Below are 18,781 nucleotides of genomic sequence, written 5' to 3' on the forward strand. Positions count from 1 at the left end.
ACCGGCAGCCCCGACCGCTCCACCGGAAAGTCATCCCGGCCGCCGCGCCTACGTGCTCAAGATGTACCCGCGGTTCTCCGAGACCTTCATCGTCTCCGAGATCCTCGCCCGCGAAGCAGCCGGAGAGGACCTTGTGATCTTCTCCCTGCGCCCGAGCACGGACACCCGCTTCCACCCCGAACTCGCCCGCGTCCGCGCCGAGGTCATCCACATCGACCGGCCCTCGAGTGCCCGCAGCTTCTGGCAGACCTTCGCCGAGGCGGCAGCGGAACCGCGTGTGGCCGCGGCAGTGCCGGGCCACCTCGGCGAGCTCATGGAACTGGGCCACGATGATGCGATCCAAGCTCTCACCCTCGCCAGGTTGGCCCTCGACCACGAGGTCACCCACCTGCACGCGCACTTCGCGTCGGTGTCGACGACCGTGGCTCGGGCCGCCTCGGCGCTGACGGGGATCCCGTACTCCTTCACCACGCATGCGAAGGACATCTTCCACGAGGATGTCGTGCTCACCGATCTGGCCCGCAAGACCGCGGACGCCGACCACGTGATCGCGATCAGCGATTTCAATCGCCGCTACCTGTCGCGGGTGCTCGGCCCCGAGTTGGCCGACCGGGTCGTCGTCGTGCGCAACGGACTCGAGATCGATCGCTTCCCGTATCGGCCCAAGCAGGGCGCGACGGGCGAGGTGCCCTCGCTGCTGGCCGTCGGCCGCCTCGTCGAGAAGAAGGGATTCGCTCACCTCCTCAATGCGCTCGCCCGCCTCCGGGCCGACGGCACGAGCTGCCGTCTCGACCTCGTGGGCACCGGCCCCCTCGAGGAGGAGCTGCGGACCCGGTCCCACACACTCGGACTCGACGACCTCGTCACCTTCCACGGAGCGCTGACCCAGGCCGAGGTCCGCGACATGCTCACCGACCATGACATCCTCGTCTCCCCGTTCGTCATCGGCTCCGACGGCAACGCCGACGGCCTGCCCACCGTGCTGCTCGAGGGCATGGCCACAGGAATTCCCTGCATCGCCGGGGCCGTCACCGCCGTGCCCGAGGTCATCGACCACGGCCGGACCGGGTGGCTCGTCGACGGCACCGATGAGGCGAACATCGCCTCCACCATCGCCGAGGTGGCCGCCGCCCTCCGCACGGATCCCGCCGGTATCCGTGCCGTCACCGATGCCGCCCGTGACCGGGTGTGCCGCCTGCACGACTCGGCCGTCCAGGCCGGGCAGCTCGCGAGCCTGGCCGACGCTGCGGCGGTGCCTGGGGCAGCCCCTGCCGTTCCGACAGTCCGTGAAATGGAGTCAGTGTCATGAGAATCGCCTATGTCCTTCTCGACCCCGGCATCGGAGTCTTCGGCACGAAAGGTGCCAGCGTCCACGTCCAGGAAGTGGTGCGCACCTTCCGAGCACTCGGTCACGAAGTCAGTGTCTTCTGCACCCGCACCGATGACGACGTGCCCTCCGACCTCGCCGACCTCGATGTCACCCGACTCGAGGTGCCCCGTGGTCTCGACCGCTCCCAGCGTGAGATCGCTCTGCTGCGACTCTCCGATATGCTCGCCGACCTGGTCACGGACACGGTGGCCGCCTCGGGGCAGGGGTTCGACCTCGTCTACGAACGGTATTCTCTGTTCTCCACGGCCGGTGCTCGGATCAGCCAGCGCCTCGACGTGCCGTTGATCATGGAGGTCAACGCGCCCCTGCTCGAAGAGCAGCGGACCCACCGAGGACTCGTCCACGCCGAACACGCCGCCCGTGCCACGGCGGCGAGTTTTGCCGGGGCCGAGCGCATCGTGTGCGTGAGCGAACTCGTCGCCGACTGGGTCCGCACCGACTATCCCGGCCTCGATGACGTCAGCGTCGTCCCGAACGGAGTCAACACAGAACGGATCACCCCACGGCCAGATCACGGCCGCCTCGGCGGACAAAGAATCGGGACACCCAGCGGTGACACGATACGTGAGGACCGCCCCGGCGGGGGACCTCCGAGTGTTCACGGTCCGGTGCGGATCGGGTTCGTCGGCACGCTCAAACCCTGGCACGGCACGGATCGGCTCATCGCCGCGTGCGCCGGACTGGTCGGGGACTTCCGCGTCGACATCGTCGGCCACGGCCCCGAATCCGTGGCGCTGGAGAATCAGGTGCGTACGCTCGGGTTGGATGGGCGTGTGCGTTTCCACGGTGCTCTGGCACCCGAAGCCGTGCCGGAGGCGCTGCGCGAATTCGATATCGCTGTCGCCCCGTACCCGGCAGGGGAGAACTACTTCTCCCCTTTGAAGGTCTACGAATACTTGGCCGCCGGTCTGCCCGTCGTTGCATCGAGGGTCGGCGCGATCCCCGGCGTGCTCGAAGGAACCGGAGCCGCGATCCTCACCGACCCGACCGACACCACGGACCTCACCCGCGCACTGCAGAGACTCATCGACGACCCCGAACTGCGCACGACGATGGGAGCACGCGCTCGCGCAGAGGCCCTGACCAGCCATTCCTGGATGCGCCGGTGTCAGCAGATCCTCGCACCGGTGACGGGAACCGCCGGCGACACAGCCGCCGGAGAAACCGATGCCGCACCTATCTGCGAGGAAACGTCCGTATCGGTATGGCGCCCCGCCTCGGCGGTGATCTCATGAGCGGCAAGAAGCTCACGGCGTCCGCGCTGCGGCGGACCCTGCGGATCATCCGCCCGCACCTGCGTCGGCACACGTGGCTGATCATCGGCGGGATGGCCGCACTGCTGGCCGACGTCGTCTTCCGCATCCTCGAACCCTGGCCGATCAAGATCGCCGTCGACGCCGTCACCGCGGCCCTGGGCGCCCAGATCGCCCCGACGTTCGGCCTCGACGCCGGAGTGGGTACGACCCTTGCAGTCGTGGCCATCGGCCTGGCCGTCATCGTCGGCGGACGGGCCGCGGCGAACTACGCCTCGACGATCTGCTTCGCTCTCGTCGGCGCCCGTGTCGCCACCCAGCTGCGCTCACGGGTGTTCGATCACGTCCAGTCCCTGTCGCTGCGCTACCACTCGAAGGCCTCGATCGGAGACACCTCACAGCGACTCGTCGGCGACATCGGACGGCTGCAGGAAGTCGCCGTCACCGCCGGGCTGCCCCTGGTCGGCAATGTCATCACGCTCGCCGTCCTACTCGTCGTCATGGTCGTCCTCGACCCCGTGCTCAGCGCCATCGTGCTCGTCACGGCGGCGGTCTACGGCCTGCTGTCGAAGGTGGCGACCCCGAAGATCACGAAGGCCTCCCGGTCCACGCGCAAGGGTGAGGGCCGACTGGTCGGATCCGCCGCCGAGGCGCTCGGTGCCATCCGCGTCGTCCAGGCCTACGGACTCGAGAAGACCGTGGCCCGCGACTTCGCCGACGGCAACGAACGCGCACTCAGGGCCGGGGTGCGGGCACGCCGTCTGGCGGCCGGGCTCGAGCGCTCCACGGATGTTCTCGTCGGCATCTCGCAGGCACTCGTTCTCGCCTTCGGCGGCTGGCAGGTGCTGCGCGGGGCGATGTCCCCGGGCGACCTCGTCCTCTTCCTCCTCTACCTCAAGATCGCGATGAAGCCGCTGCGGGACATGGCCAAATACACCGGCCGGATCGCCCGCGCGGCCGCCTCGGGGGAGAGGATCGCCGACCTCCTCGACGAACCCGTCGAGATCGCCGACGCCCCCGACGCCGTGTCCATGGGCCCGGTCTGCGGTGACGTCGTCTTCAACCGCATCACCTCGACCGACGGGCATGGCAAGCCGCTGTTCGACGAACTCGACCTGCTCATTCCGGCAGGACAGAAGGTCGGCATCCTCGGTGCCTCCGGAGCCGGAAAATCGACCCTCATGAGCTACCTGCTCCGGTTGTCACAGCCGGACTCCGGATCGATCTACCTCGACGGCTACGACACCCACAACGTCACCCGCGCCTCCCTGCGGCAGAACGTGTCGGTCCTTCTCCAGGAGTCCGTGCTCTTCGCCGCGAGCGTGCGCGAGAACATTCGCTACGGTCGGCTCGACGCCACCGACGCCGAGGTGGTCGCCGCCGCCCGTGCGGCCCGTGCCGATGCGTTCATCCGCTCTCTTCCCGACGGCTACGACACCGAGCTCGGCAACCGAGGGGACACTCTCTCCGGCGGGCAGCGGCAGCGGCTGGCCATCGCCCGCGCCCTCGTCCGCGACGCCACGGTCGTCGTCTTCGACGAAGCGACGACAGGGCTCGATCCGCAGACCCGCGCCGAAGTGGCCGACTCAGTGTCCGCGCTGACACAGGGCCGCACGAGCATCGTCATCAGCCACGACGTGGCGATGATCCGCGGACTCGACCGTGTGGTGTGGCTCGAGGACGGGCGGATCGTCGAGGACGGAACACCGAGCGAGCTGGCTGCGGCTGCGGACTCGCGCTTCTCCCGGTGGATCCGTTCGCAGGCCGACGAAGCCGACAGTGTGCCGGGGCGAACGATGGGGGCGGAGCCGTCCACGGTCGCGGGACCACGTCCGTCCGAACCGCCCACCGTCGGCAGCGCCCCCACCTATGCAGGAGCCTCATCATGACCGCATCGATTTCCGACCCGGTGAACGACTTCGTGGACACGAGATTCGCCCTGTTGCCCTATATCGACGAACTGCGATCGGCAGACGAGCTCTCCCGACGCCTCGGCTTCGCGGTTCGTCCTCGCCGTGTCCGCGTCAAACCGGGGAAGAGCGCCATCGTCGCATGGCAGCGAGAGGAACCCAGCCGCCTCGGCGAATTCGATGCTTGGGGATTCACCGCGGTGATGACGAGCCCGGACAAGCTCGCCAACGCTCGGCGGCGGGCCGCCCGGCACGGGCAGGAGCTGATCGTCCACGAGGCCGCCGACCCGCGCTCGGCAGGTGCGACCGGTGCGGTGCTGGTCAGCGGCGACGTGCTTGCCGACCCCAGGATCGGCAAGCATGTCGCACGGACGCTCGACCACCTCGGCGGGGATCTGCGGATCATCGGATACAACCCCGCCAGGCGGCTGCTGCTCAAACACACCCCGGCCGATGGGGCGCCGGAATTCGTGCGGATCGCCGCCGACTCCCAGATCCACCTCGCCGAGGCAGCCGACCGTTGGCAGCGCGCGCAGCTGCCGAGCCTGCCGGTCGCGTTCGTCGGCGGACGTGACACCGCCACGCGTTCGCCGTGGTGGGGGACCGGTGACCTGCACGATCGACCGGATCCGAATGTCGCCGAGGAGGTCGGCGTGATCATCGCCGAACTGCACAGAGGCGGTGTGTCTGATACACGTGCACTGCCGGACGACGAAGGCGATCCGGGAGAATCCGCGGGCGTGCAGGCAGACACAGTAGGCGCTTCGGCAGGGGAAGAGGACGGCGCGGGCGGCTCTCCGCTCGACCAACTCGAGACCACCAGCCGGTCGCTGGTTCGACTGCTCCCGGAACGAGAGACTGACATCTCCGGACTGCTCTCCGAACTGAGCCGACGCCTCGGACCGAAGCGGGGAAGCGGACCGAATCGAGGCCTCGGACCGAGCCGGGAACTGCGGGAGATCCATGGGGACCTCAGCCCCGACCAGGTGCTTCTGGGGGATTCCGAGTGCCGGATCATCGACCTCGACCGGTCCGGGTACGGGCCGATCGGGATGGATCTGGGGCGGTGGATCGCGGCCTGCCGCGTCGATTCCCGGTTGCACGAGCTCGAGCGACCCTTCATCGACGGCTACCGATCCGCCGGCGGAGAGGAGACCGACCTCGGCGCCTGGACGGCGTGGGCGATGCTTGTGGCCGGACTCGAACCCTGGCGAAACTGCTCCGAGAGCTGGAGGGACGAGACGATGCGAATCATCGACCTCGCGGGCACCGCTCTGGAAGAGAACGCCCCGACGACGGAGGTCGGATCATGACCGTGACGAAGCAGACCGTGACGGAACAGGCTGCGACGAAGTGGGGCGCGGCACTGCAGATCCCCGACGCAGTGACAATCGACGGACAGGACTGGAAAGTGCGTCGAGCCTGGCCCGCAGGAGACAGCCGAATCGCGTGGGAGGCTTCTCTTCCTGGCCAGGGGATCCGGGTCGGCTATCTCGACGAACGCGGCGTGACGGTCCTAGACGCTGACCGTGACCCGAAGCTGCCGGGTCTCGCCAGGCTGCTCGAGGACGGAGGCAGGTTGGTCTCCCATCGGCCGGGCAGACGCGCCGTCGTCCGCCTGCGCGACGGCAGCTTCGCCAAATGCGTGCGCGACGGAAAGGCCTCCGACGTCATCGCGGGACAGCGCCGAGCGGTTGGGTTCCTTCCCGGTTTCGCCCTCCCGCAGGTGTTCAGTTCGGATTCTTCGACCGTTGTGCTCAGCGTGGTGCCCGGGGTCGAACTCCACGATCCAGCCGAGCTCGGCGAGGAGTGGTCACGCGCCTGGGCCGAGTCCCTCGACGCCTGGGCTCAGGCAAAGGCACATCCGACCAATACCGTGCCAGCGGCTGCGCCGAAACTGCCGACCGCGATGCCGTTTCATGGGGCTGCGGACGAGGTCGAAGTGCTCCACTTATGGCGTGAGCGCGCCCGTCCTCTGCTGGAGACCACGCGGACTGTGCGAGGGGAGACTCTGCTCGCCGACGTGGACGAACTCATCGCAGAGGTCACGGTCGAACTCGACGACGGGGCCGCCTCGGCGAGGGACGGATCGATCGGGCTCATCCACCGGGACCTGCACGACAAACAGATCATGTGGGATCCGATCTCCGGACCGGGGCTGCTCGACGTGGATACGGCGTGCCGGGGTGAACGGGCGCTCGACCTCGGAAACCTCCGCGCGCATGCCCGGTGGCGCACCGAGCAGGGTCTGTGGACCCCCGCCGAGGCGGCCGTGGTCATCGATGAGATCGCCCGGGTCGCATCGGCGGGAGGGTTCGACCCCGCTAGGGTGAGCGTGTACGAGAGGGCCACCCTCATTCGGCTCGCCTGCGTCTACGCTTTCCGGCCCGCTTGGAGCGACCGGATCGGGTGGCTGCTCGAGGCGGCGCAGGCGATGTGAGACTGCGACACTTGAGCCTTGCGGAGGGCCGCTGACTTCACTCGGCAGTGCTGCGTCGCGCGTCTCCCCAGATATCGACACCGGAATCGATGGCGAATTCGTCGATTGCCGTGAGCTCTTCGTCGCTCAACGGTGCCGCGTCGAGAGCCGCGACATTGTGCTCGAGCTGTTCGACACGGCTGGCCCCGATGACCAGCGAGGACACTCGGCCATCCCGCAGTGCCCAGGACAGGGCGAGCTGTGCCAACGACTGACCGCGAGCGGCCGCGATGTCGTTGAGCCCGCGGATCCGGGCGAGGTTGTCGGCGCTTAGGAACCCGTCCTTGAACGATGGCTTCGCCTTGCCCGCTCGCGAATCTTCGGGCACTCCGTCGAGGTACTTGTCCGTGAGCAGGCCCTGCGCCAGCGGGGAGAAGCAGATGACACCGAGCCCTTCGTCAGCGGTTGTGTCGAGGAGCTCATCATCTTCGATCCACCGGTTGATCATCGAGTACGAAGGCTGGTGGATGAGCAGGGGAGTGCCGAGATCGCGGGCGATCTGCGAGGCCCGGGCCGTATCGGCGGCGGAGTATGAGGAGATCCCGGCGTAGAGCGCGCGACCGGAGCGCACGGCGGTGTCGAGTGCGCCGATGGTCTCCTCGAGAGGCGTCGAAGCATCGGGACGATGGGAGTAGAAGATGTCGACATAGTCGAGGCCGAGTCGGCGCAGTGACGCATCGAGGCTGGCCAGAAGGTATTTGCGGCTGCCGCCGGGACCTCCATATGGGCCGGGATGCATGTTCCAACCGGCCTTCGTCGAGATGATGAGCTCATCGCGGTAGGGGCGGAGGTCTTCGCGCAGCAACCGTCCGAAATTCGTCTCCGCCGAGCCCGGGGGAGGACCGTAGTTGTTCGCCAGGTCGAAGTGCGTGATGCCCATGTCGAAGGCGCGACGGACGATATCGCGCTGGTTCTGGAAGGCGACATCGTCGCCGAAGTTGTGCCACAGCCCCAGTGACAACGCAGGCAGGACGAGCCCGGATCGACCGACGGGGCGAAAGGTCATCGAGTCGTAGCGGTTCTCGGCGGCTAGGTACACACGGACTCCCTGAACTGGGTGGAAGAGGTCGTATCCCAGCTTACGGGCGAGCGGCCAGCGTGCACACGCAGGCGCGATTGCCGTCGGCGTCGGCGAGGACGGTGAATGACGGCGCCTGAGACTCGTCGACGATCGTGCCTCCGGCGTCGACCGCGGCCCTGATCCGCTCCGGCGCGACCGCCGCCGGCACGGAGACGTCGACATGCAGACGCTGGTGCGGAACCTCGTGTTCTTCGCAGTCCTGGAACCACAGCAGCGGCATCTGGCCGGAGGGGTCGACGACATCGGGTCCGGAGACGTTGCTCGCATCCCCGGTCAGGAGCGCCGCCCAGAACGGAGCGATGGCGTCCTGATTTGCGGTATCGAGGCCGAGCTCGAGCAGTGCCGGGATGGTCGGGTCCGCCTTCACCCCCGCCGAGGCGGCCGCCTCGCTGATCTGTCCCGCGAGGTTGAGATCGCGTTCGGTTACGGCACCGGTGTCGTGGCTGGTCAGGCGGATGTCGACGTTCGGGAACGTCAGGGTGACATCCGGATGGTGGCCGGCCGCCTCGGCGAGGGACCCGATCTCGGCCACGAGATCGAGTCCGGTGGCGAAGTCGCCGGTGAGGAACCGGGCGCCGATGCAGTCCGGCAGCCCCTGCCAATCACCGAGCCCGTGGGAGTCGAGTGCGTCGAGCAGCTTCTGTCCGGTATATGCAGTCATGATTTCATGCTAGGGACTTCTCCCTCCCGCGTGAACCCCTCGCGTGCGAACCCCTCGTTCCCGGATCCAGCAGTCAGGGGCGTAACGTTGCCCCAGTGATTGGCTCAACCGCATACCTCGTGACGCTTCTCTTCGCGTCGATCGCGCTTCTCATCCTCCTCATCAACTGGAAGACGAAGCTGCATCCGTTCCTCGCTCTCCTCATCACCTCCGCCGTGACGGCACTGGCCGCCGGTGAAGAGATCGCCAAGATTCCGGAGACGATCGCCGCCGGAGCCGGCGATACCCTCGGCGAGACCGGTGTCGTCGTCGCCCTCGGAGCGATGCTCGGACGGCTTCTGGCCGACAGCGGCGCCATCCAACGGATCGCGAACCTCGTCATCGAGCACTCCTCGCCGAAGGCCGCTCCGTGGATCATGACGGGTGTCGCCTTCATCATCGGCATCCCGATGTTCTTCGAGGTCGGCCTCGTCGTTCTCATCCCGGTCATCTACGCGGTCGCCTCGCAGCTGGAGAAGAAGACCGGGCAGAAGAAGCTGTGGTACCTGCGCATCCTCGTCCCCGCGATCGCCGCGCTCGCCTGCCTCCACGGAATGGTTCCGCCCCATCCGGGTCCGCTCATCGCTGTATCCGGACTCGACGCGAACGTCGGAATGACCATCGGCCTCGGGCTCGTCTGCGCGATTCCCACTGTCATCCTCGCCGGCCCGGTCTACGCCCGCTGGATCGCCCCACGGGTCAAACTCGAACCGACCGCCGACCTCATCGACCAGTACACCGGAGCCCGCGCCGAGGTGGACCAGAAGGAACTGCGAACGATTCCGGTCTGGCTCGCCTTCGTCACCGTCCTCGTCCCCGTCGTGCTCATGCTCGTGCACACCGTCGTTCAGCTCGTGGCGCCGGAGTCCTCGTTCGAACCCATCGCCGAGGTGATCGGCAACCCGATCATCGCCATGCTGGCCGGAGTCGTCTTCGCCGCCATCGCACTCGGATGGACCTCGGGAATGGGCGGCGAGCGGATCCGCAGCTCCTTCGGCGACAGCCTCAAGTCGATCGCCGGAGTCATCCTCATCATCGGCGGCGGTGGTGCCTTCAACGAGGTGCTCAAGGACTCGGGCATCGGCGACGCCGTCGTCGGCGCGACCTCTCATCTGGAGATGAACCTCATCCTGCTCGGCTGGTTCATCGGCATCCTGCTGTCGTTCGCCACCGGATCGGCGACCGTCGGAATCACCTCGGCCACCGGCATCGTCGCCCCTCTCATCGGTGATCACTCCGGGGCATACGTGTCTCTGGTCGTCATTGCGATCGGCTCGGGATCGATCGGTCTGAACTGGGTCAACCATGCGGGATTCTGGTTCGTCAAGGAGAGCTTCGGCATGACGATCGGTCAGGCGACGAAGACTCACATGATGGTCCAGACCCTCGTCAGCGTCTTCGGGCTGATCTTCGCCTTCCTGCTCTCACTGCTCTTCGTCTGACGGGCCTCCGCCCACCCGGCCTCCGACCGCCAGCCCGGCCACTGACCGCCTGCCCTCCGTCCGACTGCCCTCTGCTCGCCCGACCTCCGCCGGCCCAGGACGCGCCGTTCAAGCCGGGGCGCAGATATGTCGTGGTCGACGACGCCATATTCGCGGCGCCGCTTGATCGAGGGGAGGAAGCGCTTGAGAAAGTGAGAGAGCGCTTGATCGAAGGCGCGAGAGAAACGCTGATCGAGGGCACGGGGATCACTCTGTTCGAGGGTCCAACCATCACAAAATAGACCAGTGGTCTTGATTTCGCAGTGTGTCCTGTGCCTCAATGGTGGTGTGACGAAATTCCATGCCATCCGTGACCAGCTCCTCGACCGTCTCGAGGACATGGCCGCCGGTGAGCAGTTCCCTCCGGAACGGCAGCTCGCCGAGACGCTCGGCATCTCGCGGATGACCCTGCGCCGCGCCATCGACGAACTCGTCGCCAAGGGCATGGTCCGCAGGCGGCACGGCACGGGTGTCTTCGCACTCGGGCCGAAACTCGACCAACCGCTGGCCGCGAGCTCCTTCACCGAGGATATGCTCGCCCGCGGAATGCGTCCCGGGTCTCATATCCTCAGCTTCGACGTCGCCGAGGCGGGCGCGCACATCGCTCGTCGACTCCATATTGCCGAAGACGATGACGTCATCGCGATCCTGCGTCTGCGCCTGGCCGATGACGAACCGATCGCTCTCGAAGAACTCCACGTCCCCTCGGCTCTCGTCCCGGGGCTGAGTCCAGGTGACCTCGAGGACCAGTCCTTCTACGATCTGCTGAGCCGGAACTTCGGCATCCGCCTCAACCACAGTGTGCAGACGATCGAGCCCACCCTCCTCGACGCCGGCGAAGCTCAACACCTCGGCGTCGAAGAACTCTCACCCGCCCTGCTGTTCGAACGCATCTCCCGCGGTGCCGATGACCGCCCCTTCGAGTTCGTCCGCTCCGTCTACCGAGGCGACCGTTACAAGGTCCGCACCGAACTCACCGTCCCCGCCCCGGCCGCATCCGGGGCCGCCCCCACCGGCACCGCTCCCGCCACCGTCACCGACCACACAGGAGGAGTGCAGCCATGATCATCGCCGGCCTCATGACCGGAACCTCCGCCGACGGCCTCGACCTCGTCATCGCCGAGTTCCGACCCGACCCCATCAGCGACACGGAACCCACCCCCAGCTTCGACCTCGTCGGCGCCGACCCCACCACCCTGACCGTGCGGATCCTCGCCGAACGCGAAACCCCGTTCGACGACCGACTCTCCGCCGACATCCTTCGCCTCCTCGAGCCGGCAGATCTGCCGTTGTCACTGGTCAGCAGCGTCGACGCCCGGCTCGGCCGATTCTGCGCCGACGCCCTGTCCGATCTCTGCGCCGACCACGGCTTGACCCCTGACCTCGTCGTCTCCCACGGACAGACCGTCCGCCACGACATCACCGACGGCCAGGTCACTTCGACCCTCCAGCTGGGACAGCCGGCCTTCATCGCAGAACGACTCGGTGTTCCCGTGCTCTCCGATGTCCGCTCCCGCGATGTCGCTGCAGGGGGACAGGGCGCACCACTCGTCGGGCTGCTCGACTCCCTCCTGCTCTCCGACGCCGAGGCGCCGACCGCGGTGCTCAACCTCGGCGGAATCGCGAACATCACCGTCATCGAACCAGGCCACGATCCCATCGCTTTCGACACCGGCCCGGCCAACGCCCTCATCGACATCCTCGCCCGCCGCATCACCGACGGTCGGCAGAGCTACGACAGCGACGGCGCGCTCGGAGCAGCCGGCACCGTCGACGAGGACCTGCTCACCGCGCTCCTCACTGAACCCTTCTACACGCGCCCCGCCCCGAAATCGACGGGCAAGGAACTCTTCCACGCCGCCTACCTCGACTCATACCTCGAATCCCACCCCCACCTCGGCGAGCATGATCAGATCGCCACGGTCACCGCGCTGACCGCGCGCACCATCGCCGAGGCGGTCCGGGAGCACAATGTCACCACCGTCATCGCCTCGGGAGGTGGGACGAGGAATCCGGAGCTGATGCGCCGCCTCGGCGAGGAACTGGGCGAGGGCATCGTCCTCACGAGCACGGATGAGGCCTTCGGGCTGCCGGAAGGCAGCAAGGAAGCGCTGCTCATGGCGCTCCTCGGGTGGCTGAGCTGGCACGGACTCGACGGCACGCAGCCCAGTCTGACCGGGGCGATCGGACCGCGCATCGCGGGCCGGTTCACTCCCGGTAACGAGCCGCTCCGTCTGCCCGAACCCCTCCACCGACGACCCACCCGACTGAGACTGGCCGACTGAGACTGGCCGACTGAACCGCGGCCGCCACCGGTAACGCCCGCCCGGCCACACAAACGAACGCACCTCCTGACCACCGACCACCCGACACACTCCACACCCCAACAAGGAGAGACCAATGCAGATCATCGACCTCCTGGTGATCATCGCCTATCTCGTCGCAACGGCGTGGCTGGGACTGGCACTGAGCGGCAAGCAGAGCAGCCTCAAGGGCTACTTCCTCGGCGGGCGCGACCTGCCGTGGTGGGCAGTCTGCCTGTCCGTCGTCGCCACCGAGACGAGCGCGCTCACCGTCATCGGCATCCCCGTCATGAGCTACCTCGGCGACCTCAACTACCTGCAGCTCGGACTCGGCTACATCCTCGGCCGCGTCATCGTCGCCTACTTCATGCTGCCGCGCTACTACGACGGTGAGATGATCACCGCGTACGCCTACCTGGGCAAACGCTTCGGCCAGTCGACGCAGACCACGGCCGGCGTGACCTTCCTCTTCACCCGACTGCTCGCCGACGGCATCCGCGTGCTCGCCGCGGCCATCCCGCTCAAGGTCATCCTCGACGGACTCGGCATCCACACGAACTACTTCGTCATCATCGTCGTCCTCTCGCTTGTGACGATCGTGTACACGTTCATCGGCGGCATCAAGGCCGTCGTCTGGGTCGATGTCGCGCAGATGATCCTCTACGTCCTCGGCGGGATCCTCGCCATCATCATCATCTCCGTATCGATCGGCGGCGGATGGCTCGCCGAGGCGGTCGAGGCCGGAAAGACGAACATCTTCGTATTCGAGGGCAACCCGATCTCTGCGGACACCTCGTTCATCCCGTCGGTGCTCGGCGGCGCCGTGTTCGCGATGGCCTCCCACGGTTCCGATCAGCTCATCGTTCAGCGCCTGCTGTCGTGCCGGTCGAAGCTCGAGGCGCAGAAGGCTCTCATCACCTCCGGATTCGTCGTGGTCGTCCAGTTTGCGATCTTCCTCGCCGTCGGTCTGGCGCTGTGGGCCTACTACGATCACGCACTGCCTGCGGACCTCGGCCTGACTCGCGACGACGAGATCTTCCCGCTGTTCATCATCGAAGGACTGCCCACGGGAATCTCCGGTCTGCTGCTGGCCGGTATCCTCGCTGCCGCGATGTCGACGCTGTCGTCGTCGCTGTCGGCCCTGTCGTCCTCGACGGTCAACGACGTCTACGCGAAGCTCAAGCGCACCCCGATGACCGACGAACAGGGATTCAAGGTCGGCCGCTGGGCGACGATCGGCTGGGGCATCGCGTTCATCCTGCCCGCCACTGTCTTCGAATCCGACTCCGGCAACATCGTCATCCTGGCTCTCGGCATCGCCGGCATCACGTACGGCGGTCTGCTTGGCGCGTTCGTCTTCGGCATCGTCAACAAACGAGCCCGTGCCGTCGACGCGAACATCGCCTTCGCCCTGGCCGTGGCCGTCAACGCGTTCTTCTTCGTCATGGAGAAGTACGTCACCGGCGAGGTGTGGGTGGCGTGGCAGTGGTACCCGCTGCTCGGCGTCATCGTCACCTTCATCGTCGGCGGCCTGCTCGGTCTGCGCCACAAGACCACAGTCGAAGAGCCCACCATCGCCGAGGTGGAAGGGAGCCCCCGTCCATGACTTCCTCCCAGCCGGGCTCAGCCCGCCCGACCTCGCCGACGTCGGAACCGAACCCGCCGACGTCTGAAACGGCACCGCCGGCGGCCGGCCGGCCGCTGTCCCCGACCGAGCAGCGCAATCCGGCGAGCTCCGGACTCGACAGCCTTGACACGCTCGGGGTCTTGCGGGTCCTCAACGCCGAAGACCATGCCGTCATCGATGCGGTCGCCGCGGCCCTGCCGCAGCTGGCTGAACTCGTCGACATTGCCGCTGACCGCATGCGCCGAGGCGGCCGCGTCCACTACTTCGGCGCAGGTACCTCGGGGAGGTTGGGCGTCCTCGATGCGAGCGAGCTCCTGCCGACGTTCAATCTCGAACCGGGCCGAGTCATCGGTCATATCGCCGGTGGTCAGGCTGCTTTGGTCAATGCGGTGGAGAACGCCGAGGACTCCGGGGCCGATGGATCCGCAGCCGGTGCCGAGCTCGGACCCGACGATGTGGCTATCGGCATCGCCGCGAGCGGGTCGACCCCGTATGTCGGCGGGGCGCTCGACGCGGCGCGAGCCAACGGTGCCCACGCTGTGCTCATCTCGAACAACCCGCACGCCTCTCTGGCCGACAAAGCCGATGACCACATCGTGCTCGACACCGGCCCCGAGGTGATCACCGGATCGACCAGGCTCAAGGCCGGCACCGCCCAGAAGCTCACCCTCAACGGATTCTCGACCGCGCTCATGGTCGCTCTCGGCCGGACCTGGGACAACCTCATGGTCTCCGTCGTCGCGACGAACGCGAAGCTGCGCGAGCGCACTGTGCGCATCCTCCGCGAGGCCGCCGACCTGGGAGACGCCGACGCGCGAGCTCTGCTCGAGAGCTGCGATGGCGATCTCAAGACCGCTATCGTCGTCTCCTTCACCGAGGCGGCCCCCGCCCTGGCAGCGTCGACTCTGGAGTCCCATGATGGTTCGGTCAGGGCCGCGATCGCCGAGCTTGTCGGGACGAAGAAACCGGTCGGCTCGGACGACGGTACGGACTCGGAAGGTTCCGGCCCGGGTACCGTGGGCGCATGACCCTGATCCTCGGCATCGACATCGGCGGCACCGGCAGCCGAGCCGCGCTCGGTGACGTTGGCGATGCAACTGACCATCGTGGCAATGCCGTTAGCAGACCGGGCATCGCTGACGGCGGGGGCTTCGTCCCACGCATCATCGACCAACTCACCGGCCCGCGGATCGAGATCGGGCCGAGCGGCAGCAACGTCCTTCACGTCGTCCGCGAACTCGTGAGAACGGCCGCGGAGACCTGGCCCGAACGTTTCCCCGAGGTCAGCAGCATCGGAATCGGTGCGACCGGCATCGCCTCCCTCGCTGAGGATCCGTCCGACGTTCTCGCCGAGATCTCCGGCGAGGTCGGGGTGCCCGCAGTCGCCGCGATCGATGCCGTGACCGCCCACCTCGGTGCTCTCGGTGGGGCCGGTGGGGCGATCAGTGTGCTCGGCACCGGGGCGATCGCCATCGCCCATCCGGGTCCGGACGCTGACGGCAAATGGACAGCAGACTGGTCACGAGCCGATGGCTGGGGACACCTCTTCGGCGATCGCGGGGGAGGAGCGTGGCTGGGACGTCATGGTCTCGAACTCGCTTTGCGCACTCAAGACGGAATCGACGAACACGGCCGTGCTTTGCTCGAGGCAGCCACCCGACGCTTCGGCCCGCCCGCCTCGTGGCCGGCACAGTTCTATACCCGCAGCGACCGGGCCGGACTCCTCGCCGAATTCGCCGTCGACGTCGCTGATTGTGCCCGGGCCGGCGACACAGCATCTGCCGACCTGCTCCGTGAAGCTGGTCAGGAAGCGGCCCGCAGCGCGCTCGCCGCAGCTCGTTCCGTGCGAACTGACACTGACTCGTCAACGGTAGCCACCGAGGCCTTTCCCACTTCCAACTCCGCGACCCGCATCGCTCTCACCGGGGGAGTCGCGGCCGCCGGCGATCACCTCGTCGAGGGATTCCGCGCCGAAGCCGCACGACTGGATCCGACCATCACCATCGTCGATCCCGCAGGCGGACCATTGGATGGGGCACTCATGCTCGGTCACCTCGGTGCCGGTGGGACACTGGGCGCACAGGACAAGGTCCTCTGGACCTGATTGGGCGTCAGTCGCCCCTGACCTGCCGCACCATCCGCACCTCGCGCACCCCGTCGTACTCGTCGGTCTTGACCGTGCCGTCGGGGACGAACCCGTTCTTCGAATAGAACGCCTGCGCGCGGGGATTCGGGTCGGCCACCCACAGATGGCAGGTGGTGCCTGGGCCGACGACCGCGTCGAGGAGTTGTTGCCCGACGCCGGAGCCCTGCACGGCTTTGTAGGTGTAGAGAACGAAGAGTTCCCGTTCATCGGGTCGGTCGGTGTCGCGAGAAGGCCCGGACATTGCGATGCCGACGATCCGGCCACTCTGTTCGGCAACGGCGCAGGAGTGAGTTCTCTGATGTGCCTCATCGAGTGCCGACGTCCACATCTGCCGGCGACGGTCGATGAGGTCGGGAGCATCGAGGAGTTCGTCGGGCATGATCCCGCGGTAGGTCTCACTCCAGGTGTCGACGTGGACGCGCGCCATTCCGGCGACGTCGGCAATGACTGCGGGGCGGACTTCAAGTGTCATGAACCGACTCTACCCCCGGGTGCCGATCGTTCGCCGGGCCTACGACCATTCACAACACAAGCTGGAGCTCCGGTCCCCGGCACGAAATATTCACCTGACCTGCATCTGCCGACAAACAGCTGTCCAGCCGGGGCAACCAGGATCGAGAGAGTGAGAGCGAACCGCGAACCAGTCACCTCCGTCGAATCGCCAACCTCCGGCCACCCACTTCCTCAACCGCTCCGGCCGTCACCACCCGGTCCTCGGAGCTCCGGCGGGGGAGCCGTCGCATTCGAGCCGGTGGCAGCACCACCGCCCTCCGGCCTCGAGCTGCCGATGGGCCCGCGTACCCGGCTGTACCGATGCTTCGAAGCCCTGCCGGCGGCGATCAGCTTCACCGCGGTCGGGCTCGTGTTCGTCCTCCCGTTCGTCGACGCGATGCTCGGAGCGGTCTATGTGCTCTCGATCGTCGGGCTGATGTTCGTCCGGGCGATGCTCGGGGCGATCGACGTCGCCCGCGGGTTCCTTCGCTACCGACGCAGCGCTCGCGTCGACTGGGCGGCACGCCTGACCGACCTCGAGCGGGCCCTGGACGGTCGCCCTTCCCTGGCGCATCCTCGGGGTGGATTCCGTGCTGCCGACCACGCCGCCCTCGTCGCGAAAGTCAGCGCCGATCCGACCTCGATCATGCGTCCATCGACCCTGCGCCACGCGGTCGTCGTGGCCGCGTACAACGAGCCCTACCCAGTCATCGCCGACACCATCCGCACCCTGCTGCACACCTCGACGAAGCCCGAACAGCTCCTCGTCTTCTTCGCTCATGAGGAACGCGGCGGACCTGCCATGGCCGAAACGGCTCGGCGGCTCGAAGCCGAGTACGGCCACCGCTTCGGGGCCTTCGTCCTCGTCGAACATCCAGCCGGATTGCCCGACGAGATCGCCGGCAAGGGAGCGAACATCACGTACGCCGGTCACCACCTGGCCGAATGGGTCCGTGACGAGGCCATCGACCCGCGTCGGGTGATCGTCACGAGCCTCGACTGCGACAACATTCCGCACGAGTCCTACTTCGACTGTGTTGCCTACGAATATGCGACCGCGCCGGACCGGGAGCGTCTGTCGTTCCAGCCGATCAGTCTCTACATCACGAACATCTGGGACGTGCCCGCACCATCGCGAGTGGTCGCCAGTGCGAACTGCTTCTGGAATCTCACCACCACGGTCCGGCGGCTCGCCCTGCGCAACTTCGCCTCCCACGCGCAGCCGCTGACTGCTCTGGTCGACATGGGCTTCTGGTCGAAGCGGACCATCGTCGAGGACGGCCACCAGTACTGGCGCAGCTGGTTCCACTTCGACGGGGACTACCGGGTCGTACCCATCCACGTCCCGATCTTCCAAGACGCGGTGCAGGCAGGGACGTTCAGGACGACCATGGTCGCTCAGTTCAAACAGCTCAGCCGCTGGTCGTACGGCGCCTCCGACGTTCCCTATGTCGGGGTGCGCGTCTTCGCTCCCGGAGCCCGCGCACCGTTCTGGCCCGGAGCCATCCGCTTCTTCTCCCTGCTCGAAGGGCACGTCAGTCTCGCCTCGCTCTCGATCATCATCGCCATCGGCGGGTGGATCCCCTTCGTCGTGGCCACGCAGACGGGGCAGGCCTCCTCGTTGGTCGAGCGCATGCCGATGACCGTGGGCATCATTCAGCAGATCGGCATGATCGGACTCATCGTCTCCATCATCGTGTTCAACGCGCTGCTGCCCCCTCGGCCGATCCACGTCCCGCGCGAACGCCGCGTGACGATGTGGCTGCAGTGGCTGCTCTATCCGCTCACGCTGCTCGTATTCAATTCCTCGACCGCGCTGTACTCGCAGTGGTGCCTGCTCACCGGCCGCTACCGCGAACGCTTCGACGTCACCGAGAAGATGGCCGGCGGACGCTCCAACTGACCAGGTGCCGGCAAAT

15 protein-coding genes are annotated in these 18,781 nt (G+C 67.1%); 12 read left to right on the forward strand and 3 right to left on the reverse strand.

Annotated elements, in window-relative coordinates; genetic code table 11:
* The first annotated feature begins 61 nt into the window (after window positions 1–61).
* Genes KTJ89_RS08150 through KTJ89_RS08170 form a run of 5 tightly spaced genes read left to right on the forward strand, consistent with a single transcriptional unit; the run spans window position 62 to window position 6,993 of the window.
* Window positions 62–1,309, forward strand: a complete 1,248-nt coding sequence (locus KTJ89_RS08150; RefSeq protein ID WP_445607645.1) for a glycosyltransferase family 4 protein — start codon at window positions 62–64, stop codon at window positions 1,307–1,309.
* On the forward strand, window positions 1,306–2,625 hold the full coding sequence (locus tag KTJ89_RS08155) for a glycosyltransferase family 4 protein (protein WP_259357350.1): 1,320 nt from the start codon (window positions 1,306–1,308) through the stop codon (window positions 2,623–2,625). The genes KTJ89_RS08150 and KTJ89_RS08155 overlap by 4 nt, the downstream gene beginning before the upstream one ends.
* Window positions 2,622–4,532 carry an ABC transporter ATP-binding protein gene (locus tag KTJ89_RS08160; protein WP_259357351.1) on the forward strand — a complete coding sequence of 637 codons (1,911 nt, stop codon included), beginning with the start codon at window positions 2,622–2,624 and terminating at the stop codon, window positions 4,530–4,532. Before KTJ89_RS08155 ends, KTJ89_RS08160 begins: the two co-directional genes overlap by 4 nt.
* Window positions 4,529–5,866 (forward strand): phosphotransferase family protein, encoded by a 1,338-nt coding sequence (locus tag KTJ89_RS08165; protein ID WP_259357352.1) that lies wholly within the window; start codon window positions 4,529–4,531, stop codon window positions 5,864–5,866. The genes KTJ89_RS08160 and KTJ89_RS08165 overlap by 4 nt, the downstream gene beginning before the upstream one ends.
* Window positions 5,863–6,993 carry a phosphotransferase family protein gene (locus tag KTJ89_RS08170; protein WP_259357353.1) on the forward strand — a complete coding sequence of 377 codons (1,131 nt, stop codon included), beginning with the start codon at window positions 5,863–5,865 and terminating at the stop codon, window positions 6,991–6,993. Before KTJ89_RS08165 ends, KTJ89_RS08170 begins: the two co-directional genes overlap by 4 nt.
* A gap of 37 nt (window positions 6,994–7,030) precedes the next feature.
* Here KTJ89_RS08170 and mgrA read toward each other — a convergent pair whose 3' ends face one another.
* Both mgrA and KTJ89_RS08180 read right to left on the reverse strand, forming a co-directional pair.
* Window positions 7,031–8,071, reverse strand: coding sequence for an L-glyceraldehyde 3-phosphate reductase (gene mgrA, locus KTJ89_RS08175; protein ID WP_259357354.1), 1,041 nt, complete (start codon window positions 8,069–8,071; stop codon window positions 7,031–7,033).
* Window positions 8,072–8,111: 40 nt separating this feature from the next.
* Window positions 8,112–8,774 carry a 4a-hydroxytetrahydrobiopterin dehydratase gene (locus KTJ89_RS08180; RefSeq protein ID WP_259357355.1) on the reverse strand — a complete coding sequence of 221 codons (663 nt, stop codon included), beginning with the start codon at window positions 8,772–8,774 and terminating at the stop codon, window positions 8,112–8,114.
* A gap of 95 nt (window positions 8,775–8,869) precedes the next feature.
* Between KTJ89_RS08180 and KTJ89_RS08185 the strand changes: the two genes are divergently transcribed.
* The 6 genes from KTJ89_RS08185 to KTJ89_RS08210 all read left to right on the forward strand — a co-directional run bounded on the left by KTJ89_RS08185 (window position 8,870) and on the right by KTJ89_RS08210 (window position 16,328).
* Entirely contained in the window at window positions 8,870–10,255 is a 1,386-nt protein-coding gene (locus tag KTJ89_RS08185; protein ID WP_229663965.1) for a GntP family permease, read from the forward strand.
* Between the two features lie 327 nt (window positions 10,256–10,582).
* Window positions 10,583–11,359 (forward strand): GntR family transcriptional regulator, encoded by a 777-nt coding sequence (locus KTJ89_RS08190; protein WP_259357356.1) that lies wholly within the window; start codon window positions 10,583–10,585, stop codon window positions 11,357–11,359.
* Window positions 11,356–12,579, forward strand: a complete 1,224-nt coding sequence (locus KTJ89_RS08195) for an anhydro-N-acetylmuramic acid kinase (RefSeq protein ID WP_259357357.1) — start codon at window positions 11,356–11,358, stop codon at window positions 12,577–12,579. The genes KTJ89_RS08190 and KTJ89_RS08195 overlap by 4 nt, the downstream gene beginning before the upstream one ends.
* A gap of 115 nt (window positions 12,580–12,694) precedes the next feature.
* A complete protein-coding gene (locus KTJ89_RS08200; protein WP_259357358.1) occupies window positions 12,695–14,203 on the forward strand; it encodes a sodium:solute symporter in 1,509 nt (502 codons plus the stop codon).
* Complete coding sequence (murQ, locus tag KTJ89_RS08205; protein ID WP_259357359.1) at window positions 14,200–15,252, forward strand: N-acetylmuramic acid 6-phosphate etherase; 1,053 nt, start codon at window positions 14,200–14,202, stop codon at window positions 15,250–15,252. The genes KTJ89_RS08200 and murQ overlap by 4 nt, the downstream gene beginning before the upstream one ends.
* The gene (locus KTJ89_RS08210; RefSeq protein ID WP_259357360.1) at window positions 15,249–16,328 is read left to right on the forward strand and encodes an N-acetylglucosamine kinase; all 1,080 of its coding nucleotides are present in this window, start codon (window positions 15,249–15,251) and stop codon (window positions 16,326–16,328) included. The genes murQ and KTJ89_RS08210 overlap by 4 nt, the downstream gene beginning before the upstream one ends.
* Before the next feature lie 7 nt (window positions 16,329–16,335).
* Here the strand turns inward: KTJ89_RS08210 and KTJ89_RS08215 are convergent, their stop codons facing one another.
* The gene (locus KTJ89_RS08215; protein WP_259357361.1) at window positions 16,336–16,842 is read right to left on the reverse strand and encodes a GNAT family N-acetyltransferase; all 507 of its coding nucleotides are present in this window, start codon (window positions 16,840–16,842) and stop codon (window positions 16,336–16,338) included.
* 279 nt (window positions 16,843–17,121) lie between these two features.
* Between KTJ89_RS08215 and KTJ89_RS08220 the strand changes: the two genes are divergently transcribed.
* Window positions 17,122–18,765 carry a glycosyltransferase family 2 protein gene (locus tag KTJ89_RS08220; RefSeq protein WP_259357362.1) on the forward strand — a complete coding sequence of 548 codons (1,644 nt, stop codon included), beginning with the start codon at window positions 17,122–17,124 and terminating at the stop codon, window positions 18,763–18,765.
* The last annotated feature ends 16 nt before the right edge of the window (window positions 18,766–18,781 follow it).

Source organism: Brevibacterium sediminis (assembly GCF_024895295.1).
In the GTDB taxonomy this organism is placed as follows: Bacteria; Actinomycetota; Actinomycetes; order Actinomycetales; family Brevibacteriaceae; genus Brevibacterium; species Brevibacterium sediminis.